The sequence below is a fragment of the Providencia sp. AGC89 genome, from assembly GCF_053543535.1.
The window spans coordinates 161,828-182,541 of the sequence record NZ_JBIXLP010000068.1 but is presented as its reverse complement, the minus strand read 5'-3'; the positions used below and the strand labels follow the sequence as shown (position 1 = coordinate 182,541).

21 protein-coding genes are annotated in these 20,714 nt (G+C 40.6%); 15 read left to right on the top strand and 6 right to left on the bottom strand.

What is annotated here, in order from left to right; translation table 11 throughout:
• Positions 1-55 precede the first annotated feature (55 nt).
• A complete protein-coding gene (locus tag ACIPUA_RS14520) occupies positions 56-640 on the top strand; it encodes a cytochrome b/b6 domain-containing protein (RefSeq protein ID WP_449059815.1) in 585 nt (194 codons plus the stop codon).
• Positions 641-843: 203 nt separating this feature from the next.
• On the opposite strand, the gene ACIPUA_RS14515 is transcribed toward ACIPUA_RS14520, so the two are convergent.
• A complete protein-coding gene (locus tag ACIPUA_RS14515; RefSeq protein ID WP_048608039.1) occupies positions 844-1,332 on the bottom strand; it encodes an isochorismatase family protein in 489 nt (162 codons plus the stop codon).
• A 242-nt stretch (positions 1,333-1,574) separates the two neighbouring features.
• Here ACIPUA_RS14515 and ACIPUA_RS14510 point away from each other — a divergent pair, with 242 nt between their 5' ends.
• From ACIPUA_RS14510 to arsC, 5 genes are read left to right on the top strand one after another with little or no spacing between them, the layout of a single operon-like run.
• Positions 1,575-1,910 carry a metalloregulator ArsR/SmtB family transcription factor gene (locus tag ACIPUA_RS14510; protein ID WP_042845301.1) on the top strand — a complete coding sequence of 112 codons (336 nt, stop codon included), beginning with the start codon at positions 1,575-1,577 and terminating at the stop codon, positions 1,908-1,910.
• Positions 1,911-1,957: 47 nt separating this feature from the next.
• Positions 1,958-2,323 carry an arsenite efflux transporter metallochaperone ArsD gene (arsD, locus tag ACIPUA_RS14505; RefSeq protein WP_042845298.1) on the top strand — a complete coding sequence of 122 codons (366 nt, stop codon included), beginning with the start codon at positions 1,958-1,960 and terminating at the stop codon, positions 2,321-2,323.
• A gap of 13 nt (positions 2,324-2,336) precedes the next feature.
• Complete coding sequence (gene arsA / locus ACIPUA_RS14500) at positions 2,337-4,088, top strand: arsenical pump-driving ATPase (RefSeq protein ID WP_048608035.1); 1,752 nt, start codon at positions 2,337-2,339, stop codon at positions 4,086-4,088.
• Positions 4,089-4,141: 53 nt separating this feature from the next.
• Complete coding sequence (locus tag ACIPUA_RS14495; RefSeq protein WP_042845295.1) at positions 4,142-5,431, top strand: arsenic transporter; 1,290 nt, start codon at positions 4,142-4,144, stop codon at positions 5,429-5,431.
• A 10-nt stretch (positions 5,432-5,441) separates the two neighbouring features.
• A complete protein-coding gene (gene arsC, locus ACIPUA_RS14490) occupies positions 5,442-5,867 on the top strand; it encodes a glutaredoxin-dependent arsenate reductase (RefSeq protein ID WP_449059814.1) in 426 nt (141 codons plus the stop codon).
• 218 nt (positions 5,868-6,085) lie between these two features.
• Here arsC and ACIPUA_RS14485 read toward each other — a convergent pair whose 3' ends face one another.
• The 5 genes from ACIPUA_RS14485 to ACIPUA_RS14465 form a co-directional block, all read right to left on the bottom strand.
• Entirely contained in the window at positions 6,086-6,664 is a 579-nt protein-coding gene (locus tag ACIPUA_RS14485; RefSeq protein WP_048608033.1) for a DJ-1/PfpI family protein, read from the bottom strand.
• Between the two features lie 29 nt (positions 6,665-6,693).
• On the bottom strand, positions 6,694-7,548 hold the full coding sequence (locus ACIPUA_RS14480) for a tagatose bisphosphate family class II aldolase (protein ID WP_042845292.1): 855 nt from the start codon (positions 7,546-7,548) through the stop codon (positions 6,694-6,696).
• A gap of 111 nt (positions 7,549-7,659) precedes the next feature.
• Positions 7,660-9,135, bottom strand: coding sequence for a DUF2264 domain-containing protein (locus ACIPUA_RS14475; RefSeq protein ID WP_042845291.1), 1,476 nt, complete (start codon positions 9,133-9,135; stop codon positions 7,660-7,662).
• 64 nt (positions 9,136-9,199) lie between these two features.
• Positions 9,200-10,807, bottom strand: coding sequence for a sulfatase family protein (locus tag ACIPUA_RS14470; RefSeq protein ID WP_449059813.1), 1,608 nt, complete (start codon positions 10,805-10,807; stop codon positions 9,200-9,202).
• Positions 10,808-10,831: 24 nt separating this feature from the next.
• A complete protein-coding gene (locus ACIPUA_RS14465; RefSeq protein WP_449059812.1) occupies positions 10,832-12,067 on the bottom strand; it encodes an anaerobic sulfatase maturase in 1,236 nt (411 codons plus the stop codon).
• A 525-nt stretch (positions 12,068-12,592) separates the two neighbouring features.
• Between ACIPUA_RS14465 and agaR the strand changes: the two genes are divergently transcribed.
• The 9 genes from agaR to kduI are packed head-to-tail and all read left to right on the top strand — an operon-like array spanning position 12,593 to position 20,640.
• Positions 12,593-13,369 carry a transcriptional repressor AgaR gene (agaR, locus tag ACIPUA_RS14460; RefSeq protein WP_042845288.1) on the top strand — a complete coding sequence of 259 codons (777 nt, stop codon included), beginning with the start codon at positions 12,593-12,595 and terminating at the stop codon, positions 13,367-13,369.
• Between the two features lie 52 nt (positions 13,370-13,421).
• Positions 13,422-14,705 carry a tagatose-bisphosphate aldolase subunit KbaZ gene (gene kbaZ / locus ACIPUA_RS14455; RefSeq protein ID WP_042845285.1) on the top strand — a complete coding sequence of 428 codons (1,284 nt, stop codon included), beginning with the start codon at positions 13,422-13,424 and terminating at the stop codon, positions 14,703-14,705.
• Positions 14,706-14,713: 8 nt separating this feature from the next.
• Positions 14,714-15,898 carry an SIS domain-containing protein gene (locus ACIPUA_RS14450; RefSeq protein ID WP_042845283.1) on the top strand — a complete coding sequence of 395 codons (1,185 nt, stop codon included), beginning with the start codon at positions 14,714-14,716 and terminating at the stop codon, positions 15,896-15,898.
• Between the two features lie 32 nt (positions 15,899-15,930).
• On the top strand, positions 15,931-16,425 hold the full coding sequence (gene agaV / locus ACIPUA_RS14445) for a PTS N-acetylgalactosamine transporter subunit IIB (RefSeq protein WP_181468686.1): 495 nt from the start codon (positions 15,931-15,933) through the stop codon (positions 16,423-16,425).
• Positions 16,426-16,471: 46 nt separating this feature from the next.
• A complete protein-coding gene (gene agaW, locus ACIPUA_RS14440; protein WP_042845280.1) occupies positions 16,472-17,242 on the top strand; it encodes a PTS N-acetylgalactosamine transporter subunit IIC in 771 nt (256 codons plus the stop codon).
• Positions 17,232-18,119 (top strand): PTS system mannose/fructose/sorbose family transporter subunit IID, encoded by an 888-nt coding sequence (locus ACIPUA_RS14435; RefSeq protein WP_449059811.1) that lies wholly within the window; start codon positions 17,232-17,234, stop codon positions 18,117-18,119. Before agaW ends, ACIPUA_RS14435 begins: the two co-directional genes overlap by 11 nt.
• A gap of 51 nt (positions 18,120-18,170) precedes the next feature.
• Positions 18,171-18,602, top strand: a complete 432-nt coding sequence (gene agaF, locus ACIPUA_RS14430) for a PTS galactosamine/N-acetylgalactosamine transporter subunit IIA (RefSeq protein WP_048608013.1) — start codon at positions 18,171-18,173, stop codon at positions 18,600-18,602.
• Positions 18,599-19,771 carry an N-acetylglucosamine-6-phosphate deacetylase gene (gene nagA / locus ACIPUA_RS14425; RefSeq protein ID WP_042845274.1) on the top strand — a complete coding sequence of 391 codons (1,173 nt, stop codon included), beginning with the start codon at positions 18,599-18,601 and terminating at the stop codon, positions 19,769-19,771. Before agaF ends, nagA begins: the two co-directional genes overlap by 4 nt.
• A gap of 38 nt (positions 19,772-19,809) precedes the next feature.
• Complete coding sequence (kduI, locus tag ACIPUA_RS14420) at positions 19,810-20,640, top strand: 5-dehydro-4-deoxy-D-glucuronate isomerase (protein ID WP_449059810.1); 831 nt, start codon at positions 19,810-19,812, stop codon at positions 20,638-20,640.
• Positions 20,641-20,714: the final 74 nt, after the last annotated feature.

Sequence of the window (20,714 nt, the reverse complement as noted above, 5' to 3'; positions counted from 1 at the left end):
ATAAACTAAAAAATTTTGTGTAAATGAAATATTATAAAAAGAAAGGTGAGATACTGTGAGCATATTTAAATCGATTTGGGATTTTTTTGGCCTGTATCAGACTAAAAAAATAAGAATTTTACATTTATTAATTTTAGTTTTAGTGATATCGCAAATCATTGTTAGTAATTGGATGACAGGAACAAAGTCAGTCGTTCCTCCTTTTTTTGATATGGCTTATTTATTCACTTGGATTCATATTATTTCTGGTTTTGTGCTCTTTTTTTTAACGTTCTTTTTAGTCGTATCTTGTTTTAATCAACGCGGTTTTAGATATTTTTATCCCTATCTCTGGGGGGATTTTAAACAAATCAAAGAAGATATAAATTCTCTTTTAGCTAAAAAGCTACCAGATAGCTCTCCTAAAGGACTTGCTGCAACAGTTCAAGGGTTGGGGTTGGGGTTGGGGGCTTTATCAATTGTTATTTTGTCAGGTATAACATGGTTTATTTTATGGCTACAGCAGTCTCCATTTGCTTTAGAGGCTAGGAGTATTCATAAGTCACTCACTATTTTAATTGAGATTTATATTTATGGTCATGGTGGTTTAGGGGTTATCCATTTTATAATTTGGAAAAAAAATAATAAAATGGGTGGTTAGTTTTGCTCCTATGTATTTAATGATTTTTTATGAATCTCTAAATACTAATAAAAACAAACAATTTCATTTTAAATGAAGTTGGTGAAGGTTATTTTTATTCCCTATGATATTTAATAAAGTTAAATAAATCATAGGTATAGGTTATTACTTTTGACACTTTTGCTAGCAATAATATCTATAGAAAAAATAACCCAATTACCGCTTTAAATCACATTTGTTATTCTCGATAAGCCTTTTAGTGCAACAGCATGAATCACGGGTGAAACACTTGTACAGCAATTCCCTAATACTGTTATTTTATATTTCTTTGCTTGTTCAGCAATCGTGGTAAATAGTACGCAGTTTTGAGTCATCATTCCGCATAATTCAATATGTTCTATATTATGCGTTATAAGCAAATCATCAAGGTGCGTTTCATCAAATGAGTTGCCATGTCTTTTAGTTACAACGAAATGATCTTGGGACAGGTTAGTCAGTTGAGATATAAGTTCACAACCTTTTGTTGTTTCGTCAAAAAAGGCCGAGCCTAGAGGTGATAGATGTTGTATAAAAATAATGGCACAGTCATTTTTTTTGAATTCTAAAATTTTATCAGATATACGCATTAAGGTCGTTTCAATATCCCATAAAGGAAACCGCCCATCAGTAAGATAGTCATTTTGTGCATCTATAACGATTAATGCCTTTTTCATAATATCTCGTTAATTTAGGTTAGATTAGAGTTGAGTGTGAAATAAAGTAAAAAGAATTACAACAACTTTTAGTATTAACTCTCAATGATGCTAATTATATTCTGTATGAAATATTGCCATAGCGTGGTGGCTCATCGCCTGAAGGGGGGGATTAGGATAACCTATAGTTAAAAAACACATATGCTTTGACGTATGTGTTTGGCGTGTATATATTATACATAGTAGAGAGTAAAGGAGCATGTATGGAACCATTACAACTGTTTAAAATTTTAGGCGATCAAACAAGGCTAAATATCGTGTTGCTTTTAAAAGCATCAGGTGAATTGTGTGTTTGTGATATCTATACCGCATTAAATTTATCACAGCCCAAGACATCTCGTCACTTAGCGATGCTTAGAGAATACGGTCTTTTGCTTGATTCTAAACAGGGTAAATGGGTTCACTATCGCTTATCTCCAACATTACTTCCATGGGTAAAAAATATCATTGATGTCACCTATGCAACCGAGAAAAATAGAATCGCAGATTTGCTCAAGAGCCTAGAGACAAAAGTGTCAGTGGGTCATTGTTCGGCATAAAATTTTTTAAATTAACATATTCGAAAAAACATATATAAGGTTGAGATATGAAAAGATTAGAAGTATTTGACCCAGCGCTATGCTGTAGCACTGGTGTTTGTGGAACAGAAGTCGACCAAGTATTAGTAGACTTCGCAACAGATGTAGATTGGTTAAAAAAACAAGGGGCGAATGTAAAGCGTTTTAACTTAGCACAAGAACCTATAGCGTTTGTTGACAATACAAAAGTGAAAACATTTTTGGAAACCGCGGGGGCGGAATCACTCCCTCTATTTATTCTTGATGGTGAGATTGTGTTGACTGGTCGATATCCTAAACGCCATGAGCTTGCTAGATGGTTTGGAATTCTTATGAATATTGAGAAGGTTGAGGTCATTAAGCCGTGCTGTGGTAACGATAAAACATGTTGTTAACGAGGGATATACAATGAAATTTTTAGATAACGCACCTAACTATTTATTTTTTACAGGAAAAGGTGGGGTCGGTAAAACCTCGATTTCATGCGCAACAGCAATCAAATTGGCAGAGGAAGGAAAAAAAGTTTTATTGGTAAGTACTGACCCGGCTTCTAATGTGGGGCAAGTATTTTCTCAATCAATTGGAAACCACATTAAGCCAATAACATTAGTGCCAAACCTATTTGCGATTGAAATAGACCCGCAAGCCGCTGCCGAAGAATATCGAAATAAAATTATTAATCCCATCAAAGAAAGTTTACCTGAAGCGGTAATTCAAAGTATTACGGAGCAGCTATCAGGTGCCTGTACAACAGAGATTGCTGCTTTCGATGAATTTACTGGGTTGTTGACTAATACACAGATTACCCGTCAGTTTGACCATATCATTTTCGATACTGCACCAACGGGGCATACCATTCGTTTACTACAACTCCCGAGTGCATGGAGTGATTTTATCAGCGATAACCCTGACGGAGCGACATGTTTAGGGCCAATGTCTGGCCTTGAAAAACAGCGCGAGCAGTACAGCATGGCTGTGGAAGCGCTGAGTGATAACTCGCTAACAAGGTTACTATTAGTTGCACGTCCTCAGTCAGCTGCGTTAAGAGAAGTTGCGAGAACCTACAATGAGTTATCTTCTCTGGGGATTAAAAATCAGCAATTGATCGTTAATGGTGTTTTCCCCGAAACGGCGATAACTGACAATGATAAGTTATCCCATGCGCTCTACTCTCGTGAACAAGCCGCATTAGCGTCTATGCCTGAAGCACTACGCTCGTTACCTGTCGATATTCTTTATTTACAAAATATCAATATGGTTGGAGTCGATGCACTGAAGCAGTTGTTATCTAATGACATGCCACAAGTTCCAACTACTACCCCGACAAAACAACCTATTTCTTTACCTACTTTGTCAGAACTGGTTGGCGAAATATCTCAACAACAGCATGGGTTGATTATGTTAATGGGAAAAGGCGGTGTAGGGAAAACAACGATTGCAGCATCAATAGCGGTGAAACTGGCAGAAAAAGGGTTAGATGTTCATCTGACCACATCCGACCCTGCTGCTCATATTGAGTCAACACTCGATGGTGTTTTACCCAACCTTCAAGTTAGTCGAATTGACCCTATCGCCGAAACTGAACGTTATCGTAGTTATGTTTTAGAAACAAAAGGGAAAGATTTAGATGCAGAGGGGCGGGCATTACTAGAGGAAGATTTGCGCTCCCCATGTACTGAAGAAATTGCGGTATTTCAGGCCTTTTCTCGCATTATTAGGGATGCTGGAAAACGTTTTGTTGTGATGGATACAGCTCCAACAGGGCATACATTATTACTCCTTGATGCAACTGGGGCATACCATAAAGAAATTGCTAAGAAAATGGGAGGGAAGGGCCACTTCTTAACCCCTATGATGCAATTGCAAGATCCTGAAAGGACAAAAGTGATTATTACGACACTTGCTGAAACAACACCTGTGCTTGAGGCGGAAAACTTACAAAATGATTTAATACGTGCAGATATACACCCGTGGGCATGGGTGATTAATAATAGCCTATCTATCACAGAAACAACCTCACCATTGTTACTTTCAAGGGCAGAGCAGGAGGTTTCTCAGATTGAAAAGGTGGTATCAACATTGGCAAAGCGTGTTGCTATTGTCCCTTTACTTGAGACAGAGCCTGTGGGGATATCCGCATTAAGTCAGCTCGCAGGATAAGTTCTACTTTTGGAAAAAGGTGCATAGAAAAGCACCTTTTAAACGAGGTTGTTATGTTTATTGCCGCATTAATTTTTATTTTGACCATTACGTTCGTTATTTGGCAACCCAAAGGGCTAGGTATTGGCTGGAGTGCAACGGCAGGGGCGGTATTAGCCCTTATTTTTGGGGTGATTAGTTTTCAAGATATTCCCGTTGTTTGGAATATTGTGTGGAATGCCACCGCGACATTTGTTGCCGTGATTATTATCAGTTTGCTGTTAGATGAAAGTGGCTTTTTTGAATGGGCGGCATTACATGTTGCCAAGTGGGGTGGTGGCCAAGGAAAACTATTATTTAGCTATATTGTGTTACTCGGTGCGACTGTTGCGGCTTTATTTGCCAATGATGGTGCGGCATTGATATTAACGCCGATTGTGATTGCAATGTTACTTGCACTTGGCTTTAACAAAGGCACGACATTAGCATTTGTTATGGCTGCTGGTTTTATTGCAGATACAGCGAGCCTGCCACTTATTGTTTCTAACCTCGTTAATATTGTTTCAGCTGACTTTTTTAATATTGGTTTTACTGAGTATGCGTCAATTATGGTGCCGGTGGATATTGCTGCGATTATTGCGACACTGGTGATGTTACATTGGTTTTTCCGTAAAGATATTCCTAAACAATATGATGTCACTAAACTGAGTGAACCAGCTTTAGCTATCAAGGACATGACGACGTTTAAAGCAGGCTGGTTTGTGCTAGCGCTATTACTCATCGGTTTTTTTGTCTTAGAACCATTAGGTATTCCTGTTAGTGTGATTGCTGCGATTGGTGCTTTAATTTTATGGGGAATTGCAGCTAGAGGTCATACGATTAATACCAAAAAAGTGTTGCGTGGTGCGCCGTGGCAAATTGTTATTTTCTCGTTAGGTATGTACTTGGTCGTGTATGGTTTAAGAAATGCAGGGTTAACGGATTACCTCTCTGAAACGCTTGATTACCTTGCCGATAAAGGGTTATGGGTAGCAACACTAGGAACAGGGTTTATCACTGCGTTTTTATCATCCATCATGAATAACATGCCAACAGTATTAATCGGCGCTCTTTCCATTGAAGGTAGCCAAGCAACGGGAGTTATTCAACAGGCGATGGTGTATGCCAATGTCATTGGTGCTGATTTAGGCCCGAAAATTACCCCTATAGGGAGTTTAGCAACATTGCTGTGGCTGCATGTGTTATCACAAAAAAATATGACCATTACATGGGGATATTATTTTAAAACGGGGATCATTATGACTATTCCTGTACTCACCGTCACATTGATTGCTTTAGTGCTAAGGCTTTCACTGCTAAATTAAGGGCAACTCCATGAATGAAATTACAATTTACCATAACCCAGATTGTGGTACTTCACGCAACACTCTAGCGATGATCCGCAATAGTGGCATTGAACCGACGATTATTTATTATTTAGAAACGCCACCCACTAAAAATGTATTAGTTCAACTGATTATAGATATGAACATTACGGTAAGAGAGCTATTACGCAAAAATGTGGAACCGTATGAGCAAATAAGCTTAGAAAAAACGATTTATACCGATGACCAATTAATTGATTTTATGTTGCAGTACCCAATATTGATTAATAGGCCGATTGTGGTAACGCCATTAGGTGTGAAATTATGCAGGCCATCTGAAGTGGTATTAGACATATTGCCAAATCCGCAGCAAAAGGTGTTTATCAAAGAAGATGGTGAGGTTATCGTTGATAAACTGGGGAACAGACTAAAGTAGGTAACTATTTAGTGGTTTTATTATGTTTTCTTTTACGTGAATACGTCTGAAATAATGAGAAAAATAAGCTCTATTTCAATGAAATGGGCGATAAAACCCCCTGCGATTACCAGTGAAAACGGTTTTTTTATATTGCTCGGTCTTAAAAAGCACTAAAGGCTGAAGGCCGCCTTTAGTGCGAGTTGAGGTTACAGCGCACTATCCCGTTAATTAAGGGATTACAAATAAGGCAATGGCCAGTGCTTAAAGTAGATATGCTTTGCTTGCCAATCTACTTTCTCAGTATTGTCTGCAAGTAAATAGCGAGCGACAGTAAATGCAAATTCAAAGCTGACACCTAGCCCTTTTGCACTAATAAATTTACCATCCACAACAACGTCTTGATCAACGTAGTGCCCATCATTATATTTTTCAGCAAGTTTATCACCAGTACTATAATGTCTACCTTCAAGTAACTGATGAGCTGCGAGTACTTTGGCACCAGAGGAACATAGGGCACAAATATATTTATCTTCAGAAATATGACGGCGAAGAAACTCAATAACTTGTGGTGAGCTACTAAGGCGATCGGTGCCTTTTGGGCCGCCAGGCATCATTACTGCGTCATAACTGTGAGATAGTTTTTCTGTTAACAAGTAGTCAGCACTAATTTTAGTTTCAAAATAAGTATTTAGTGTCAGGGTATTCATACATGAAAGAACATCAACATGAATATCTAATCGACGCATAATATCAATGAAAACGACGGCTTCACCTTCTTCGAAGCCATCTGCGAGTAATACAGCAACTTGTTTCATGTCATTCCTTTATTATTTATTTCAATGAATTATAACTTTCCATCACTTTTACAAACGCGAATTTTATCCATGACAACCGATTTCATTGCAGCTTTGCCTGGAACTAAATAGTGACGAGGGTCAGTAGCATCTGGGTTTTCAAGAAAGTAGTGTTTGATGGCATCGGAAAAGGCTATTTTCAGTTCAGTTGCCACATTTACCTTACAAATACCTAGATCAATACAATGGCGTACATCTGCATCGGGTATCCCTGATGCACCATGTAATACTAGTGGTATTTCTGTTTTTTGACGGATTGCTTGTAAACGGTCAAAATCTAAGTGCGGCTCGCTTTTATACATACCATGAGCTGTACCAATTGCGACCGCAAGTGAGTCAATACCAGTGCGTTGGATAAATTTTACGGCAGACTCTGGGTCTGTAAATAAAGCATCTGCAGCATCAACGACCAAATCATCTTCTTGGCCCCCTAAGCGTCCAAGTTCCGCTTCTACGGTACAATCCCATTGGTGACAGTAATCAACAACTTGTTTAACAATTTGAATATTTTCTTCGAAAGGAAAGTGGGATGCATCTATCATTGCGGAACGCACTCCTGAGACCACCTTTTGGAAAATATCAGGAATATCTTCATGATGGTCTAGGTGTAATGCGACAGGAATATGATAGCGTTCAGCCGCTTGCTGGCAGATAGCAATAAGATAATCACTCCCCGCATAGGCAAAGGTACTTGGTGTTCCTGCGAGGATCACTGGAGACCCCATTTCTGCGGCAGTTTCCATCACAACTTGAATAGTCTCGAGATTGTGGATGTTGAATGCAGGCACAGCATAGCCACCTTGTTGGGCTTTATTTAACATACTACGGGTCGATACGAGAAACATAGTTGCCTCTTTTTTCATTTGATTTCGATTTATAATAATCGAAAGATAAGGAAAGGTAAAAGATCTAAATCACATTTTATTTGTTTCACACCGAAAGGTAATGAAAGAAAACTAAAAAAAATGACTCATTTTAGAACTATAAGTTGTCACACCTTTACGTAATAGGTTGTTTTTAGGACGTTTTGATTGACCTATAATTGTTTCAATTACCTTTTGAGTGAGAGGTTGTTTATCTAAGCGGCGACTTAAAGGAGACTGCTGTTGAGTATACTCCTGCCGAAATATCACCGTAACTTCCTGCGTATCTTTAACTCCTATTACCGAAGCATGAATCGATGGAATTTCGAAACGAAAATCGGCCTTTTCGATTGGAAGTTCGCTGGTGGGAGTTTGCCAAAGCTGAAGCCGTTCACCACAATATAAAGCGATGACTACAGACCGTAATGACCAGAAACTGCTTGCAGGTCCGCTGTAATTATCGACAAGACGAGAGTCTTGCGCGAATAAGCCTTGCGTTGGTGCTCCCGCTTTTAATGCACCATTACTAATAAAGTAGCGAAGTGTGCTTTCTAAGGCATGTTTGGCTTGACCGATACTGACGGAATCACAACCTAAATCAACACCTGCGATTAATGGAGTTGACACCGCTAAACGGTAACATGCACTGCGCCCAAAAAATGGAATACCTTTGGTTGTAATAAATGGTAGATAGCTGCGATTAAACTGATTAAGGGATTGCTTTATAAATTCATGATCGAAGCCTGGAATAATTTGGTTTAGCCAGTAAAGCCCATAGTAAAAACCCCAAGCATTGTAATAATCAAAATTCCCTTTTGCACCATCACGGAACCAACCGTCGCCAGCATAAAATTGTTTAATTCTGTTATAACGCCAATGGGCAATATGGTCAGTTCCCGTCAATGCTTTGATAACAAATTGGACGGTGAGTGGGAATAAATGCCAGTTATTATCAACGATTTCGCAGTGATTAACTTGTTCGAACCACGTGATAATTTGGTGTTGTAAGCTAATATCAAGCTGATCCCATACCCATTTACGACTGAGCCAAAGGGTGAGAGCTAAGTCTGCAGATTCACATATTTTTTGGTCGTAGTTTTCAAGCTTCCCCCAATAGCCTTTATGGGAAGGGTTTGTCCCATTCACAAATGCGCTTTTAATCATCTCTGCAATATTAAATGGTTGTTGGTTTAGCCCTTTGATTATCGGTTGCTGATGATGAACTAACCATGCTGCAAGCAGGGGTAATACTCGGCTAACACCTTCCATAGCATCTGTCTTGACGGTTTGTTGTCCGGGGCTTCCGGGGTAATAAGCATGGGTATAATCCCAAACTTGATAATGATGAAAAGCCTCCGTGACATAGCGAGTGAGTGTTTCGCAAAGAAATAATAATGGCTTTTGATTATCGCGAAAGGTATCGGCAATAAGTTGGTCATGGTGGTGGTAAGCCCGTTTTCGGATACATCTTCTAATAATATTTTCTTTAAACAGTCGTTGATAGATGGCTATATTAGGGTGTTCATAGGGGAGTTTTGGACGTTCAGTAGGAATAATAGGTGTAGTCATATTTATTCTCGATTGTTAGAAAAAGCGAGCTTCCATGCTCACTTAATTGGCCAAAGATCCGATTCTATCGTGCAGAATCAACAAGTATTTGGTAACGGTCTTGTCCCCATACAACAGGTTTTGGTTTGTCTTTAACCCAATGATAATAAGCAGATTTTAGCTGTTTAACTTTTTCTGGATACTGACGTGCTAAATCAATTGATTCAGCAGGGTCTTGTTTATCATTGAATAGCTTAGGTTGGTTTGAGCCATCGTCATAAAAATACAGAGCCCATTCGCCATCACGGATCGCCCATGAGCCTTTTGATAGTTTTTCTAGGTTAGGGTTATTAGGGATTTCTTTACGTTGGTATGTTATCCATTCATGGTAACCGTGCCAGAATGCCTGATTTTCTTCGCTGTAGTGTTTAGTCCCTGGGCCTGTCCAATAAAGGTATTGATGTGGAGATTTATCGTCTTTGCCTGTTAGTACGGGCATAATATCTTTCCCTTCTACTTTCAGGGTATCTGGGATAGTTATTCCTGCACTTTTCAGCGCCGTCGGCAGGATATCGATAGCTGAAACCATGATGTCACTCTGTTTACCTGCTGGGATATGGCCCGGCCAATAAGCAACAAAAGGGACACGCACTCCGCCATTAAACATTTGGCCTTTGAAGCCTTTATCCATTGCGTTCATTGGCATTGGGGATTCATGAACAGCCCCGTTATCTGAAATAAAGAAAATTAACGTATTTTGTAATTCTCCATTTTCTTTCAACGTGGCAATTATTTTTCCGATCCCTTCATCTGCGGCATTCAGAGCGGCAAAATACTTATCAGCTTCAACATTACCTGTATTAAATTTATCCATATATTTGGCAGGTGAAGCCTCCTCAAGTGGGATATGAGGCACGCTATACGACAAATTAATAAAGAAAGGCTTATCTTTATGACTGTCTATGAATTTGACAGTTTCATCCGTCAATAAATGAGTCAGGTAGCCAGAAGCAGGGACATTTTCCCCATTACGCCAAATCGCTGGTGAATTCCACAACGCTGCTCCAGAGGCATAATAACTGTAGGCATAATCAAAACCCCTTTCATGGGGGGCAAACCCAGGTTCTGGTGTTGATATCATGTTGTCATGATAATCACGAGTTTGTTTATCTTCAGCTATCTTGGGCTTTTTGATCACTTTCGCATTATGCCACTTCCCAATGCTGGCAGTTGCATAACCATCGGCTTGGAATAAAGCGGGTAATAATTTAATGTCCTCTGGAATGCCTAACATAGCATCATCATTACTATAGGTACCGAAGCTTGCAGGAGAGCGACCAGTAAAAATCCCTGCTCTAGATGGCCCACAAACTGGGTGAGCAACAAAGGCGTTAGTCATTTTAATTCCGCCGGCTGCCATTTCAGTGACATTTGGCATCGCAATTTTCGCGGCTTCGACCATTTTATTTATGTCGCCATCATAACGTTGGGCGGTAGGGCGTTTTGCTAGCTCGTTAACATCAAGATTGTCTAACACAAAATCAAGCTGACCAGTCCCTAAATCATCCATAACAATAAGTAAAACATTGGGTTTTTCAGGGGGCCCTCCAGCAGTTGCAGCTAAGGGAAAACTTAAGCAACTAGTGGCTATAAGGCCAGCAAGTAGGCTTTTTTTTACAGTAGGTAAGATCACAAAAGTCTCTCCAGAAAGGTTAATTTATTGAAAATAAGCTTTTTTTAAGGCAGGGAGTGCATCGCTAGCCAATCCCCCGAGGGAAATAGCTTGCTGCATTAACTGCATGCCTAGTGCGGTATGATGAAATATTTTTTTATAAGAACGGCACAAGTAATTGTGGCGATATTTTTCTCCATCAATTGCCACAATTCGGTGTTTAGGGCAGCCACCGTAGCATAAGCTTTGGACTTCACAACGTTGGCAAATACTGGTGAGTTTGTCGTATTTATTTTGACCAAAGCGTGTCTGTTGCTTAGAAGAAACTAAACGAGCTAAGGTGTTTTCTTGGACGCTACCTAAGCGGTTTGCAGGGTAAACGTAGTGGTCACAGGAGTAAACATCACCATTAGATTCAATGATTAATGCTTGTCCACAGGTTTTGGATTGAATACAAGTGGACGCAGGATAACCCATCCATGTACCAAGTAAGCTATCGAACAAACGGATGTATACTTTTCCTACATCACCTTGGCGTATCCATTCGTCGAAAATATCAGCCATAAATTGTCCGTATCCTTCACTTGAAACTGAGAAAGACGCCATAACAGCATTCGGACCGGGCGCATAGTGCCCCCCTTGCATATGTGGAAAACGTCGGTCTACTTCAACAATTGGAATAAATTGAAAGAATGTCGAGCCGATATCTTTTAGTGCTTGATACGTTTCTTTTCCTTTACGCCAATTCTGATCGTTCACGACGGTAAGTGTATTAAATTGAACACCATATTCGTTGAGTAACTGAATTGATTTTTTAACGCGTTCGAAGGTTGGGTTACCATTGACTGAAATACGATATTTATCATGCACCGCTTCAAGTCCATCAATAGAAACCCCGAGTAAAAACTGGTGATCGGCAAAAAATTGTGCCCATTGACGGTTTATTGCAATTGCATTGGTTTGGACACTATTTGTGATCGTTTTTCCTTGTGCGTATTGTTTTTGATACTTCACAACACGCTCAAAAAACGCTAACCCAGCGAGTGTTGGTTCTCCGCCTTGCCATGAAAAATCAATTTGGTCACTCGCGTTAGACTGAATATAGTCTTTAATGTAACGACGTAATACATTGTCAGGCATCACGTCATGATGGTTATCTGCTACTTCTTCGTTAAATACATTCTCTTTTTCGAGATAAAAACAGTATTCACACTTGATATTACAGCGATAGCTAGTGGGTTTCGCCATCATATGAAAGTTAGTTGGTTGGTTAGAAGCCATTTTTTTATCCGAAAGAAGTCAGGTTATTTTTATAGCATTACGCAATTTTCGTAAAATCAAAAGAGATTGAAATCACAAAAATGAAAAATGAAAGATTTTGAAAGGTGGGGGAGGGGAATAAATGGGGGATTCACGATAAAGTATTTTGTCGTTAAAATTCCAAAATATACTTTTTAATTAAACGGAACCCGACATCTTTCGAATAGAAAAAATTTTTTCAGCACGTTTTGCTAATTTTAGAGTCATTTCATTACTAAAATTTCACGAATCTGGGCTTAGAGACGACAGTCTGACGATTAGATTAATTAAAATACACTGATTAACACTTTATATATTGGATAGTTTCTCATTCGAAGCTATGATATTTCAATTATGAAAATATCCGTAAGCAAATAGTGAAGAAATCGAAACTTTGTGAAAGAGATCAAAAGTTTTGTTTTTTTACGTTGTCGGTAATTTTTGGCGTAGTAAACTAATTTCGAAATCAAATGAAAGTCTTTTGTTTGGTTTCGTAAGGAGACGAAAGTGAAAGCGGCAGTTGAGCGGCGTATGGAAATACTCGACATGGTTAACCAACATGGTAAAGCCAGAGTTGAGGATCTAGCCGAAATTTTTAAAGTTTCAAGTGTCACCATTCGCAGCGATTTAAGTTTTCTTGAAAAAAATGGTTATGTTATTCGCTCTCATGGCGCTGCAATACCGAATACAGGGTTTATTGCAGAACTGAGTATCCACGAAAAACGTGGGCAAAATGCGGGAACAAAAACGTTAATAGGGAAAGCTGCCGCCACGCTAATTAAGGATGGGGATACCGTTATTTTAGACTCGGGGACAACTACGCGTGAAATCGCGACACATTTAAAATCGCGTGAAAACGTAGTGGTCATGACTAACGGTTTAGATGTTGCAATGGAGTTGGCGAATACCGCAGGCGTTGATGTATTAATGACAGGCGGTGCATTGCGAAAGAATGCTTTATCGTTTTCTGGCTCTCAAGCAGAAAGCAGCCTAAGAAATTACCGATTTGATAAGGTTTTTCTTGGGGTTGACGGATTCGATTTACGTGTTGGTATCACGACACACAATGAACAAGAGGCGAGCCTCAACCGTTTAATGTGTGATATCTCAGAGACTATTATTGCAGTTGCTGATTCTACGAAATTCGGTAAACGCAGCTGTCATATGATCCGTGAGTTTGGTGATATTGATATTTTGGTAACAGACTCTGGTATTCCTGATGAATATGTCCAAGAGTTAAAGGACCATAAAATCGAAGTCATTATCGTCGATAAAGATTTATAGCTGACTAACTCCATTAACAGCACTGCCGGTGTTGATTGTGGAGTTAGTATTAATGCATCCTTTAGAAAAAATTGTTCAGCAAAATAAGTTAGGTCAACAGAACGGTATTTATTCTGTTTGTTCTGCTCATCCTTTTGTTATTGAAGCATCATTGCAGCAAGCGTTGGACAATAATTCCTTTCTTCTTATTGAAGCCACTTCTAATCAGGTTGATCAATTCGGTGGTTATACCGGTATGACACCTGCTGATTTTTATCATTATGTTACTGAAAAAGCAGAGAAAGTTGGCTTTCCTCTCAATCAGCTAATTCTTGGTGGTGACCATTTAGGCCCTAACCGTTGGCAAGACCTCCCTGCTGCAGATGCTATGGATAATGCCGATGTTTTAATCGCAGCTTATGTTGCCGCTGGATTTAAAAAAATTCATTTAGATTGCAGCATGTCTTGCGCTGATGACCCTGTTCCTTTAACCGATGAAATTGTTGCTGAGCGGGCGGCTCGCCTTGCGGTTATCGCAGAAAAAACAGCAAAACAACAATTCGGTCGTAGCGATATTGTGTATGTCATTGGTACTGAAGTTCCTGTTCCCGGCGGAGCCACAGAAGCTTTAGAGGGTGTGGAGGTCACTTCTCCTGATGCCGCTCGCAAAACCTTAGAGTGTCATGCGGAAGCATTCGAAAAAGCAGGTGTGGGGGATTGTTGGCAACGGGTTATCGGATTGGTCGTTCAACCTGGAGTGGAATTTGATCATACCGGTGTGATTGATTATCAACCCGAAAAAGCACAGGCATTGAGTAAAGTAGTTGATGATTATTCACATCTGGTTTTCGAGGCTCACTCAACTGATTACCAAACAGAAGATGCTTATAAACAATTGGTTCGTGACCATTTTGCTATTTTGAAAGTAGGCCCTGCATTGACGTTTGCAATGCGCGAAGCGCTGTATTCATTGTGCGAAATTGAGAATGAAATGTTTCCTGCCAAGCAATGTTCTCATTTAAAAGAAAAAATGGAGCGCTTGATGTGTAGCGAGCCGCATTTCTGGCAGAAGTATTATCATGGCGATATTCACCAACAAGCATTTGCTCGGGTATATAGCTTCAGCGATCGCATTCGTTACTATTGGCCGGATAAAGAAATTAGCGATGCAATAGATAAGCTAATGAATAATTTATCTGCTAAACCAATCCCATTACCTTTACTTAGCCAATATCTGCCACATCAATTTAAACAATTGAGAGAAGGTCTGATTGATGGCTCACCTAAGTCGTTTGTTTTCGCAAAAATTCGCGATGTGTTATCGGTGTACGCCGATGCGTGTAAATTCAGTCACTGAGGTTTGACATGGAATATTTAAGTTATCAACCGGCTGAACTAGAACAACTTAATGCGTTCTGGACAGCAAAAGAAATTGAGCAGCAACCTGAATGTTGGCAAAAAACGGCGTTATCAGTGAAAGCATTACGTACTGAAATTGATGCGTTTTTAGCTAAAGTTTTATCAGCACCAGATGCTCGTATTATTATGACTGGAGCAGGCACTTCTGCATTTGCCGGACGTGCACTGGCCCCTATATTAACTGGGCATCTTAAGCGTCGTGTTGATGCAATAGCAACAACAGATTTGGTTTCTGACCCGAAAGAGTATTTAGCTGAAGATGTGCCGACCTTGTTAGTTTCTTTTGCTCGCTCTGGAAATAGCCCTGAAAGTGTTGCAGCTCTTGATGTCGCTGAAAAGTGTTTATCTCAATGTTACCACTTAGTGCTGACTTGCAATTCACAGGGGCAATTATTCCAATATTGCCAAAATAACCCTAATGCATTGGCACTTTTGATGCCAGAAGAGTCGAATGACCGCTCTTTAGCCATGACATCAAGTTTTTCATCTATGATGATGGCCGCACTATCCATTTTCTTAGATGATACTTTCTTTAATAAACAAATCTTACCATTTTTCACTCAATATCATGAGAATTATCAGCAGTTTAACCGAATAATTCGTGAGAGCTATGCAGGTAAATTCAAACGTGTGATTTATTTAGGTAGTGGGGGGCTTCAGGGGCTTGCACAGGAAGCGGCTTTGAAAATGTTAGAGCTTACCGCAGGTAAAGTAGTGGCTAGTTTTGATACCCCATTAGGATTTCGTCATGGCCCTAAATCAATCGTTAACAAAGACACGCTAGTCGTTTTATTTCTTTCGAATGACCCGTATACCAGACAGTATGAAACTGACTTATTACGAGAGGTAATTCACGATAATGCATCATCCAAGGTGATCGGGATCACTGCGTCCTCTGAAGATATTTTTTTGAAAGATAATTTCATTTATATTTCAAAACTGGAGCATTGTTCTGACGCAGCGTTACTATTTCCTTATCTAATGTTAGCGCAAGCATTTGCTTTTCATAGCTCTATTGCACTGGGGAATACACCGGATAACCCTTCTCCAACAGGAGAAATTAACCGGGTTGTTCAAGGTGTTACTATTTACCCGTTCTCATATCAAAAAGATGGCGAATCGCTATCTTGAGATAAACACAACAAATAATAAGAGAGCAAGTTATGCACACACCAAATATTGTCTGGACCCGAATCGATGAACGTTTATTACATGGGCAAATTCGTATTACATGGGGTAAACACACGGAAGCAAATTTAATTCTTGTTGCGAATGATGACGCTGCTGATGGACCCAATTCTGCTTTTATGCAAGCTGGCATGAAAGCATCAGCAGGTGGAGAATATGCGGTCCGCTTTTTCTCTATTCAAAAAACCATTGATGTGATTAGTAAAGCATCTCCTCGCCAGAAAATTTTTGTACTTTGCAATAACCCAACTGACGTTGCTCGTTTAGTTGAAGGTGGTGTTCCTATAACGCACTGTAATGTTGGCAATATGCATTTCCATGAAGGGAAAAGACAGATTGCGAAGACGGTGTCTGTTGATGAACGTGATTTGGATGCATTTCGCCGTTTGGTGGATAAAGGCGTCACCTGTACCGTGCAAAATACACCTGACCAATCTCCAGTGGATGTGTTAGCGCTTGCAACGGCTTAAGGCTGCTTGAGGCATAACTTAAAACAACTGTGTTTAAGGAATTATTATGATTTATGAAGCTTCTCTTGTGGCTTTATGGGCCTTCTTTTGCGGTATAGATAAGTATGATGTTGCGCTAAACATTCACAGGCCACTCATTACAGGCCCTGTTGTTGGGTTGATTATGGGTGATATGCAAGTCGGTTTGATTGCAGGCGCTACGCTGGAACTTGCATGGTTAGGGTTAGTTCCTAATGCAGGGGCTCAGCCACCAGATGTCACATTAGGGACTATAGCGGCCGTTGCTTTTGCCATCATGACTAATCAATCACCTGCAGTTGCGATGGGGATTGGGATGCCTATCGCAGTGCTAATGCAAATGATCATTATCGGTTTCTTCGCCATGACTGCATTTACTATGGGTAAAGCAGACCGTTATGCAGAAAAAGCCGATGCATCGGGTATTTCTCGACTGTTGATAGCCACTATTACTGTTCGTTCATTACTGTATTCCATTGTTGCATTCGTCACGGTTTATTTTGGTGAACATGCTGCGGAATGGATAGATCAAAACACGCCAAAAGTATTGCTAGAAGGTTTAGGTATTGGCGCGAAAATGGTACCAGCAATTGGCTTTGCTATGTTGTTAAAAATCATGTGGTCAAAAGAAGTGGCGGGCGTGTTCTTCGTTGGATTTGTTATGACAACTTACTTGAAGCTTCCCATCATGGCGGTAGCAATACTTGGCGCATCCGCAGCAGCACTGTATTACTTCTTCAGCGGTAACAGTAACAACAATAACTCACAGAAAAATGAGGATTTTGAAGATGGTATCTGATAACAAAGCAATCGAACAAACGAAAAACCTCCCTGTTGAGTCCTATGTTGATGGTGTTGATGAGTATCAGGATACAACGGTTCGTAAGGTAATAACGAAAGGCGATCTTTGGAAATGTGCGTTTCGTGGTTTATTTATGGAAGGTAATTTTAACTTCGAACGTATGCAAGGTGGTGGGTTTGCTTTTTCAATTATCCCTGCTTTGCGCAAAATCCATGGAAACAACAAGCGGGACTATGCGACATCACTAAAAAACCATCTGCAATTTTTCAATGCGAGTCCAAAGTTGTTTACGTTTTTGCTCGGCACAGCGGTTGCTATGGAGGAAAACAAAGAGAAGCCTTCAACGGTCAACGTGATGAAAGTTGCAGGTATGGGGCCTACTGGTGGGATTGGTGATGCTATCGACCACATGACATTAATGCCATTGACGTTAGCATTAGGCGCTTCTATTGCAATGGAAGGGTCTATTGCAGGGCCGTGTGTCTTTTTCTTTCTCTATCAAATAATCCACTTCTTTGTGTATTTCGGTTTGATGTTTATGGGCTATCGCGCAGGTACAGCTGCGATGGTCAATATGAGTGATGCGACTGAAAAATTAGCGAAAGCCGCCAACATTATGGGGATTTTTGTTATCGGTGCGTTATCCGCTACTTTCATAAAGGTGCAAACAACGGCCTCGATTGAATTAGGTGGCAAGGTTGTTGAGTTGCAAAGTGCATTATTCGACAAAATTATGCCGAATTTACTACCGCTAGGCTTGGTTTTCCTGATGTTCAAAATGGTCAAGGGCACAGGCTTTTGGGCTAAACCTCCTGTACTTATTTTTTCAATGTTGGCATTCGGTGTGATTGGTCACGTATTGGGTGTTCTGTAAGTAAGTTAGATATTTGCGGGCAAATGGGTTTGCCCGCTTAGGAGTATACGAATGATTGGTTTGATTATTTCGGGTCACCTCAATTTTGCAAGTGGTATGGCATCGGCAGTAAAAGCTATCGCAGGTGAACAGGAGAATATGGTGTTTATTGATTTCATTGAATCAATATCGCCCGATGAATTAGAGCAGCAAATGCGTGCCGCTATTCAATCGATGTCTTGTGAGCAAGTTGTTTTCCTCACCGACCTTCCGGGTGGCACTCCATGTAATCGTGCCATGGCAATTATGATGGAAAACCCCTCTGTTGAAGTCTTAGCTGGCGTCAACCTTCCTATGATAGTTAATGCTGCATTTGAACGTGAAGATACCACCGCCAGTGAGTTACTGTCGGTTCTGAGAGAGATTGGTATGACAAGTATCCAAGACCTCCGTGAGCAGCTTGCTATGTCGTCTGAACCTGAAAATGAAGAAGATGGTTTATGAACCAGCAATATGCAATTTTAGCGGATAGGACGTTCACTCCAGAGGGCATCCGTTACCAGCAGTATGTGGTGATAAATGATGGCATTGTACAGGAAGTTACGAATATTGCGCCTGAAAACTGCCCGATTATCCACCTTAAAGACCGCAGTTTGCTACCCGGATTCGTCGATATTCATATTCATGGACGAGCTGGCTGTGATGTGATGGATGCAAGTCAATCTGCTTTGCAAACTATCTCAGATGAATTAGTCCAAACGGGAGTTGTGGCGTGGGTCGGCACGACGGTCACAGCCCCAATGGATGATATCCAGCAAGCGTTAACCAGCATCCGAGACTTTACCTCCAAACCACAAACATCCGGTGCACAACTGCTAGGAAGCTTCCTTGAAGGTCCTTATTTCACAGAAAGGCATCGTGGGTCGCATCCAGTGAAATACCTTAAAGCGCCTACAGTTGCTGAGCTTGATGAGCTTTATCGATGTGCAGAAGGTTCTTTACTGCGTGTTGCTATAGCCCCTGAAGCCGAAGGCGCCACTTCAGCTATTGATTGGCTTGTTGAACATAAAATTAAAACCAGTGTTGCACATACTGCGGCGGATTATGAGCAGACTAGCCAAGCTTTTGCGCGTGGCGCAGATTGTGGCGTGCATCTTTATAACGGGATGACGGGGTTACATCACCGTGAACCTGGCTGCTGTGGTGCCGTGTTATATCACAATGTACTCGCTGAATTGATAGCCGATGGTATTCATGTCCACCCTGTCATGATGGAACTGGCTTATCGCCTAAAAGGTTACCAACAGATTGCATTGATTACTGATTGCATGCGGGCAGGGGGGCTTCCTGATGGTGACTACGCCCTTGGCGCACAAATGGTCAAAGTCACGAATGGCCAAGCTCGAACTGTCGATGGTTCTTTAGCGGGGAGTACATGTAGCTTGGATAGTGCATTGCGCAATATGGTGCGCTTAGCTCACATACCTGAATGGGAAGCCGTTCAGATGGCAACCGCAATACCGGCTGAATATCTCGGTATTAGCGAGCAATTTGGTTATATCCGTAAAGGTGCTCAAGCCAATTTTGCTGTTGTTGATAACAATTTTTATTTAACAGACACATTCATCAGAGGTGAACACGTTCACTCTGTATTCGGGAAAGCCGATCACTAAGATGGTTAACCCATCAGTAAATTTATGAGGTATTTATAATGGAAATTCGTCAACCAATTCACAGTGAGCATGCTAAAACGCTCGATACCGAAGGGTTACGTCAACAGTTTCTGATTGAGGATCTGTTCCGTGAAGGGGAAATGAATCTCACTTATAGCCATATCGACCGTATTATTGTCGGTGGTATTGTTCCAACAAGTGCGCCATTAGCGTTAATGGCGGGGAAAGCCTTAGGTGTTGATTTTTTTCTAGAAAGGCGTGAATTAGGCGCAATCAATATTGGTGGGGAAGGTAAAGTTATTATCGATGGCGATGTGTTTGAGATAGCCCCGCGTGAAGCCATTTATATTGGTATGGGGACTCGAACAGTTGAATTTATGAGTATTGATGCGAAAGAACCTGCTCGTTTTTATATCAATTGTGCACCGGCTCACCATGCTTATCCAAGCCGTAAAATTACGATTGACCAAGCATCGCCTGAGAAACTGGGTAATGCTGAAAACTGCAATGTCCGTACTATTTATAAATTTTTGCACCCGTCAATCCTACCAACATGTCAGTTATCAATGGGGATGACGGTATTAGAGCCGGGAAGTTTGTGGAATACCATGCCATGTCATACCCATGAGCGCCGTATGGAAGTTTATCTGTATTTCGATATGAAAGAAGATAATGTGGTTTTCCACTATATGGGTGAACCAACAGAAACTCGCCATATTGTGGTCCGCAACGAACAAGCGGTGATTAGCCCTAGCTGGTCGATTCACTCCGGTGTAGGTACCGCGGCTTATACCTTTATCTGGGGCATGGTTGGGGAAAATCAAGTTTTCCATGATATGGACCATGTCGCAATGAAAGATCTGAAATAGTTACTCCTTTCACTCTTTTTTTTTCTTATACAGTAAAACGATGTGGGATATTCCCACATCGTTAGAGGAACTCA

Bases quoted from the DNA above. Each gene is read 5' to 3' on its own strand.
- ACIPUA_RS14450 (WP_042845283.1), top strand. From the start codon at position 14,714: ATGGAATATTTAAGTTATCAACCGGCTGAACTAGAACAACTTAATGCG.
- arsA (WP_048608035.1), top strand. From the start codon at position 2,337: ATGAAATTTTTAGATAACGCACCTAACTATTTATTTTTTACAGGAAAA.
- arsD (WP_042845298.1), top strand. From the start codon at position 1,958: ATGAAAAGATTAGAAGTATTTGACCCAGCGCTATGCTGTAGCACTGGT.
- ACIPUA_RS14480 (WP_042845292.1), bottom strand. From the start codon at position 7,548: ATGTTTCTCGTATCGACCCGTAGTATGTTAAATAAAGCCCAACAAGGT.
- ACIPUA_RS14515 (WP_048608039.1), bottom strand. From the start codon at position 1,332: ATGAAAAAGGCATTAATCGTTATAGATGCACAAAATGACTATCTTACT.
- ACIPUA_RS14435 (WP_449059811.1), top strand. From the start codon at position 17,232: ATGGTATCTGATAACAAAGCAATCGAACAAACGAAAAACCTCCCTGTT.
- ACIPUA_RS14465 (WP_449059812.1), bottom strand. From the start codon at position 12,067: ATGGCTTCTAACCAACCAACTAACTTTCATATGATGGCGAAACCCACT.
- ACIPUA_RS14495 (WP_042845295.1), top strand. From the start codon at position 4,142: ATGTTTATTGCCGCATTAATTTTTATTTTGACCATTACGTTCGTTATT.
- nagA (WP_042845274.1), top strand. From the start codon at position 18,599: ATGAACCAGCAATATGCAATTTTAGCGGATAGGACGTTCACTCCAGAG.
- ACIPUA_RS14510 (WP_042845301.1), top strand. From the start codon at position 1,575: ATGGAACCATTACAACTGTTTAAAATTTTAGGCGATCAAACAAGGCTA.
- agaV (WP_181468686.1), top strand. From the start codon at position 15,931: ATGCACACACCAAATATTGTCTGGACCCGAATCGATGAACGTTTATTA.
- ACIPUA_RS14485 (WP_048608033.1), bottom strand. From the start codon at position 6,664: ATGAAACAAGTTGCTGTATTACTCGCAGATGGCTTCGAAGAAGGTGAA.
- kbaZ (WP_042845285.1), top strand. From the start codon at position 13,422: ATGCATCCTTTAGAAAAAATTGTTCAGCAAAATAAGTTAGGTCAACAG.
- ACIPUA_RS14475 (WP_042845291.1), bottom strand. From the start codon at position 9,135: ATGACTACACCTATTATTCCTACTGAACGTCCAAAACTCCCCTATGAA.
- kduI (WP_449059810.1), top strand. From the start codon at position 19,810: ATGGAAATTCGTCAACCAATTCACAGTGAGCATGCTAAAACGCTCGAT.
- agaF (WP_048608013.1), top strand. From the start codon at position 18,171: ATGATTGGTTTGATTATTTCGGGTCACCTCAATTTTGCAAGTGGTATG.
- agaW (WP_042845280.1), top strand. From the start codon at position 16,472: ATGATTTATGAAGCTTCTCTTGTGGCTTTATGGGCCTTCTTTTGCGGT.
- arsC (WP_449059814.1), top strand. From the start codon at position 5,442: ATGAATGAAATTACAATTTACCATAACCCAGATTGTGGTACTTCACGC.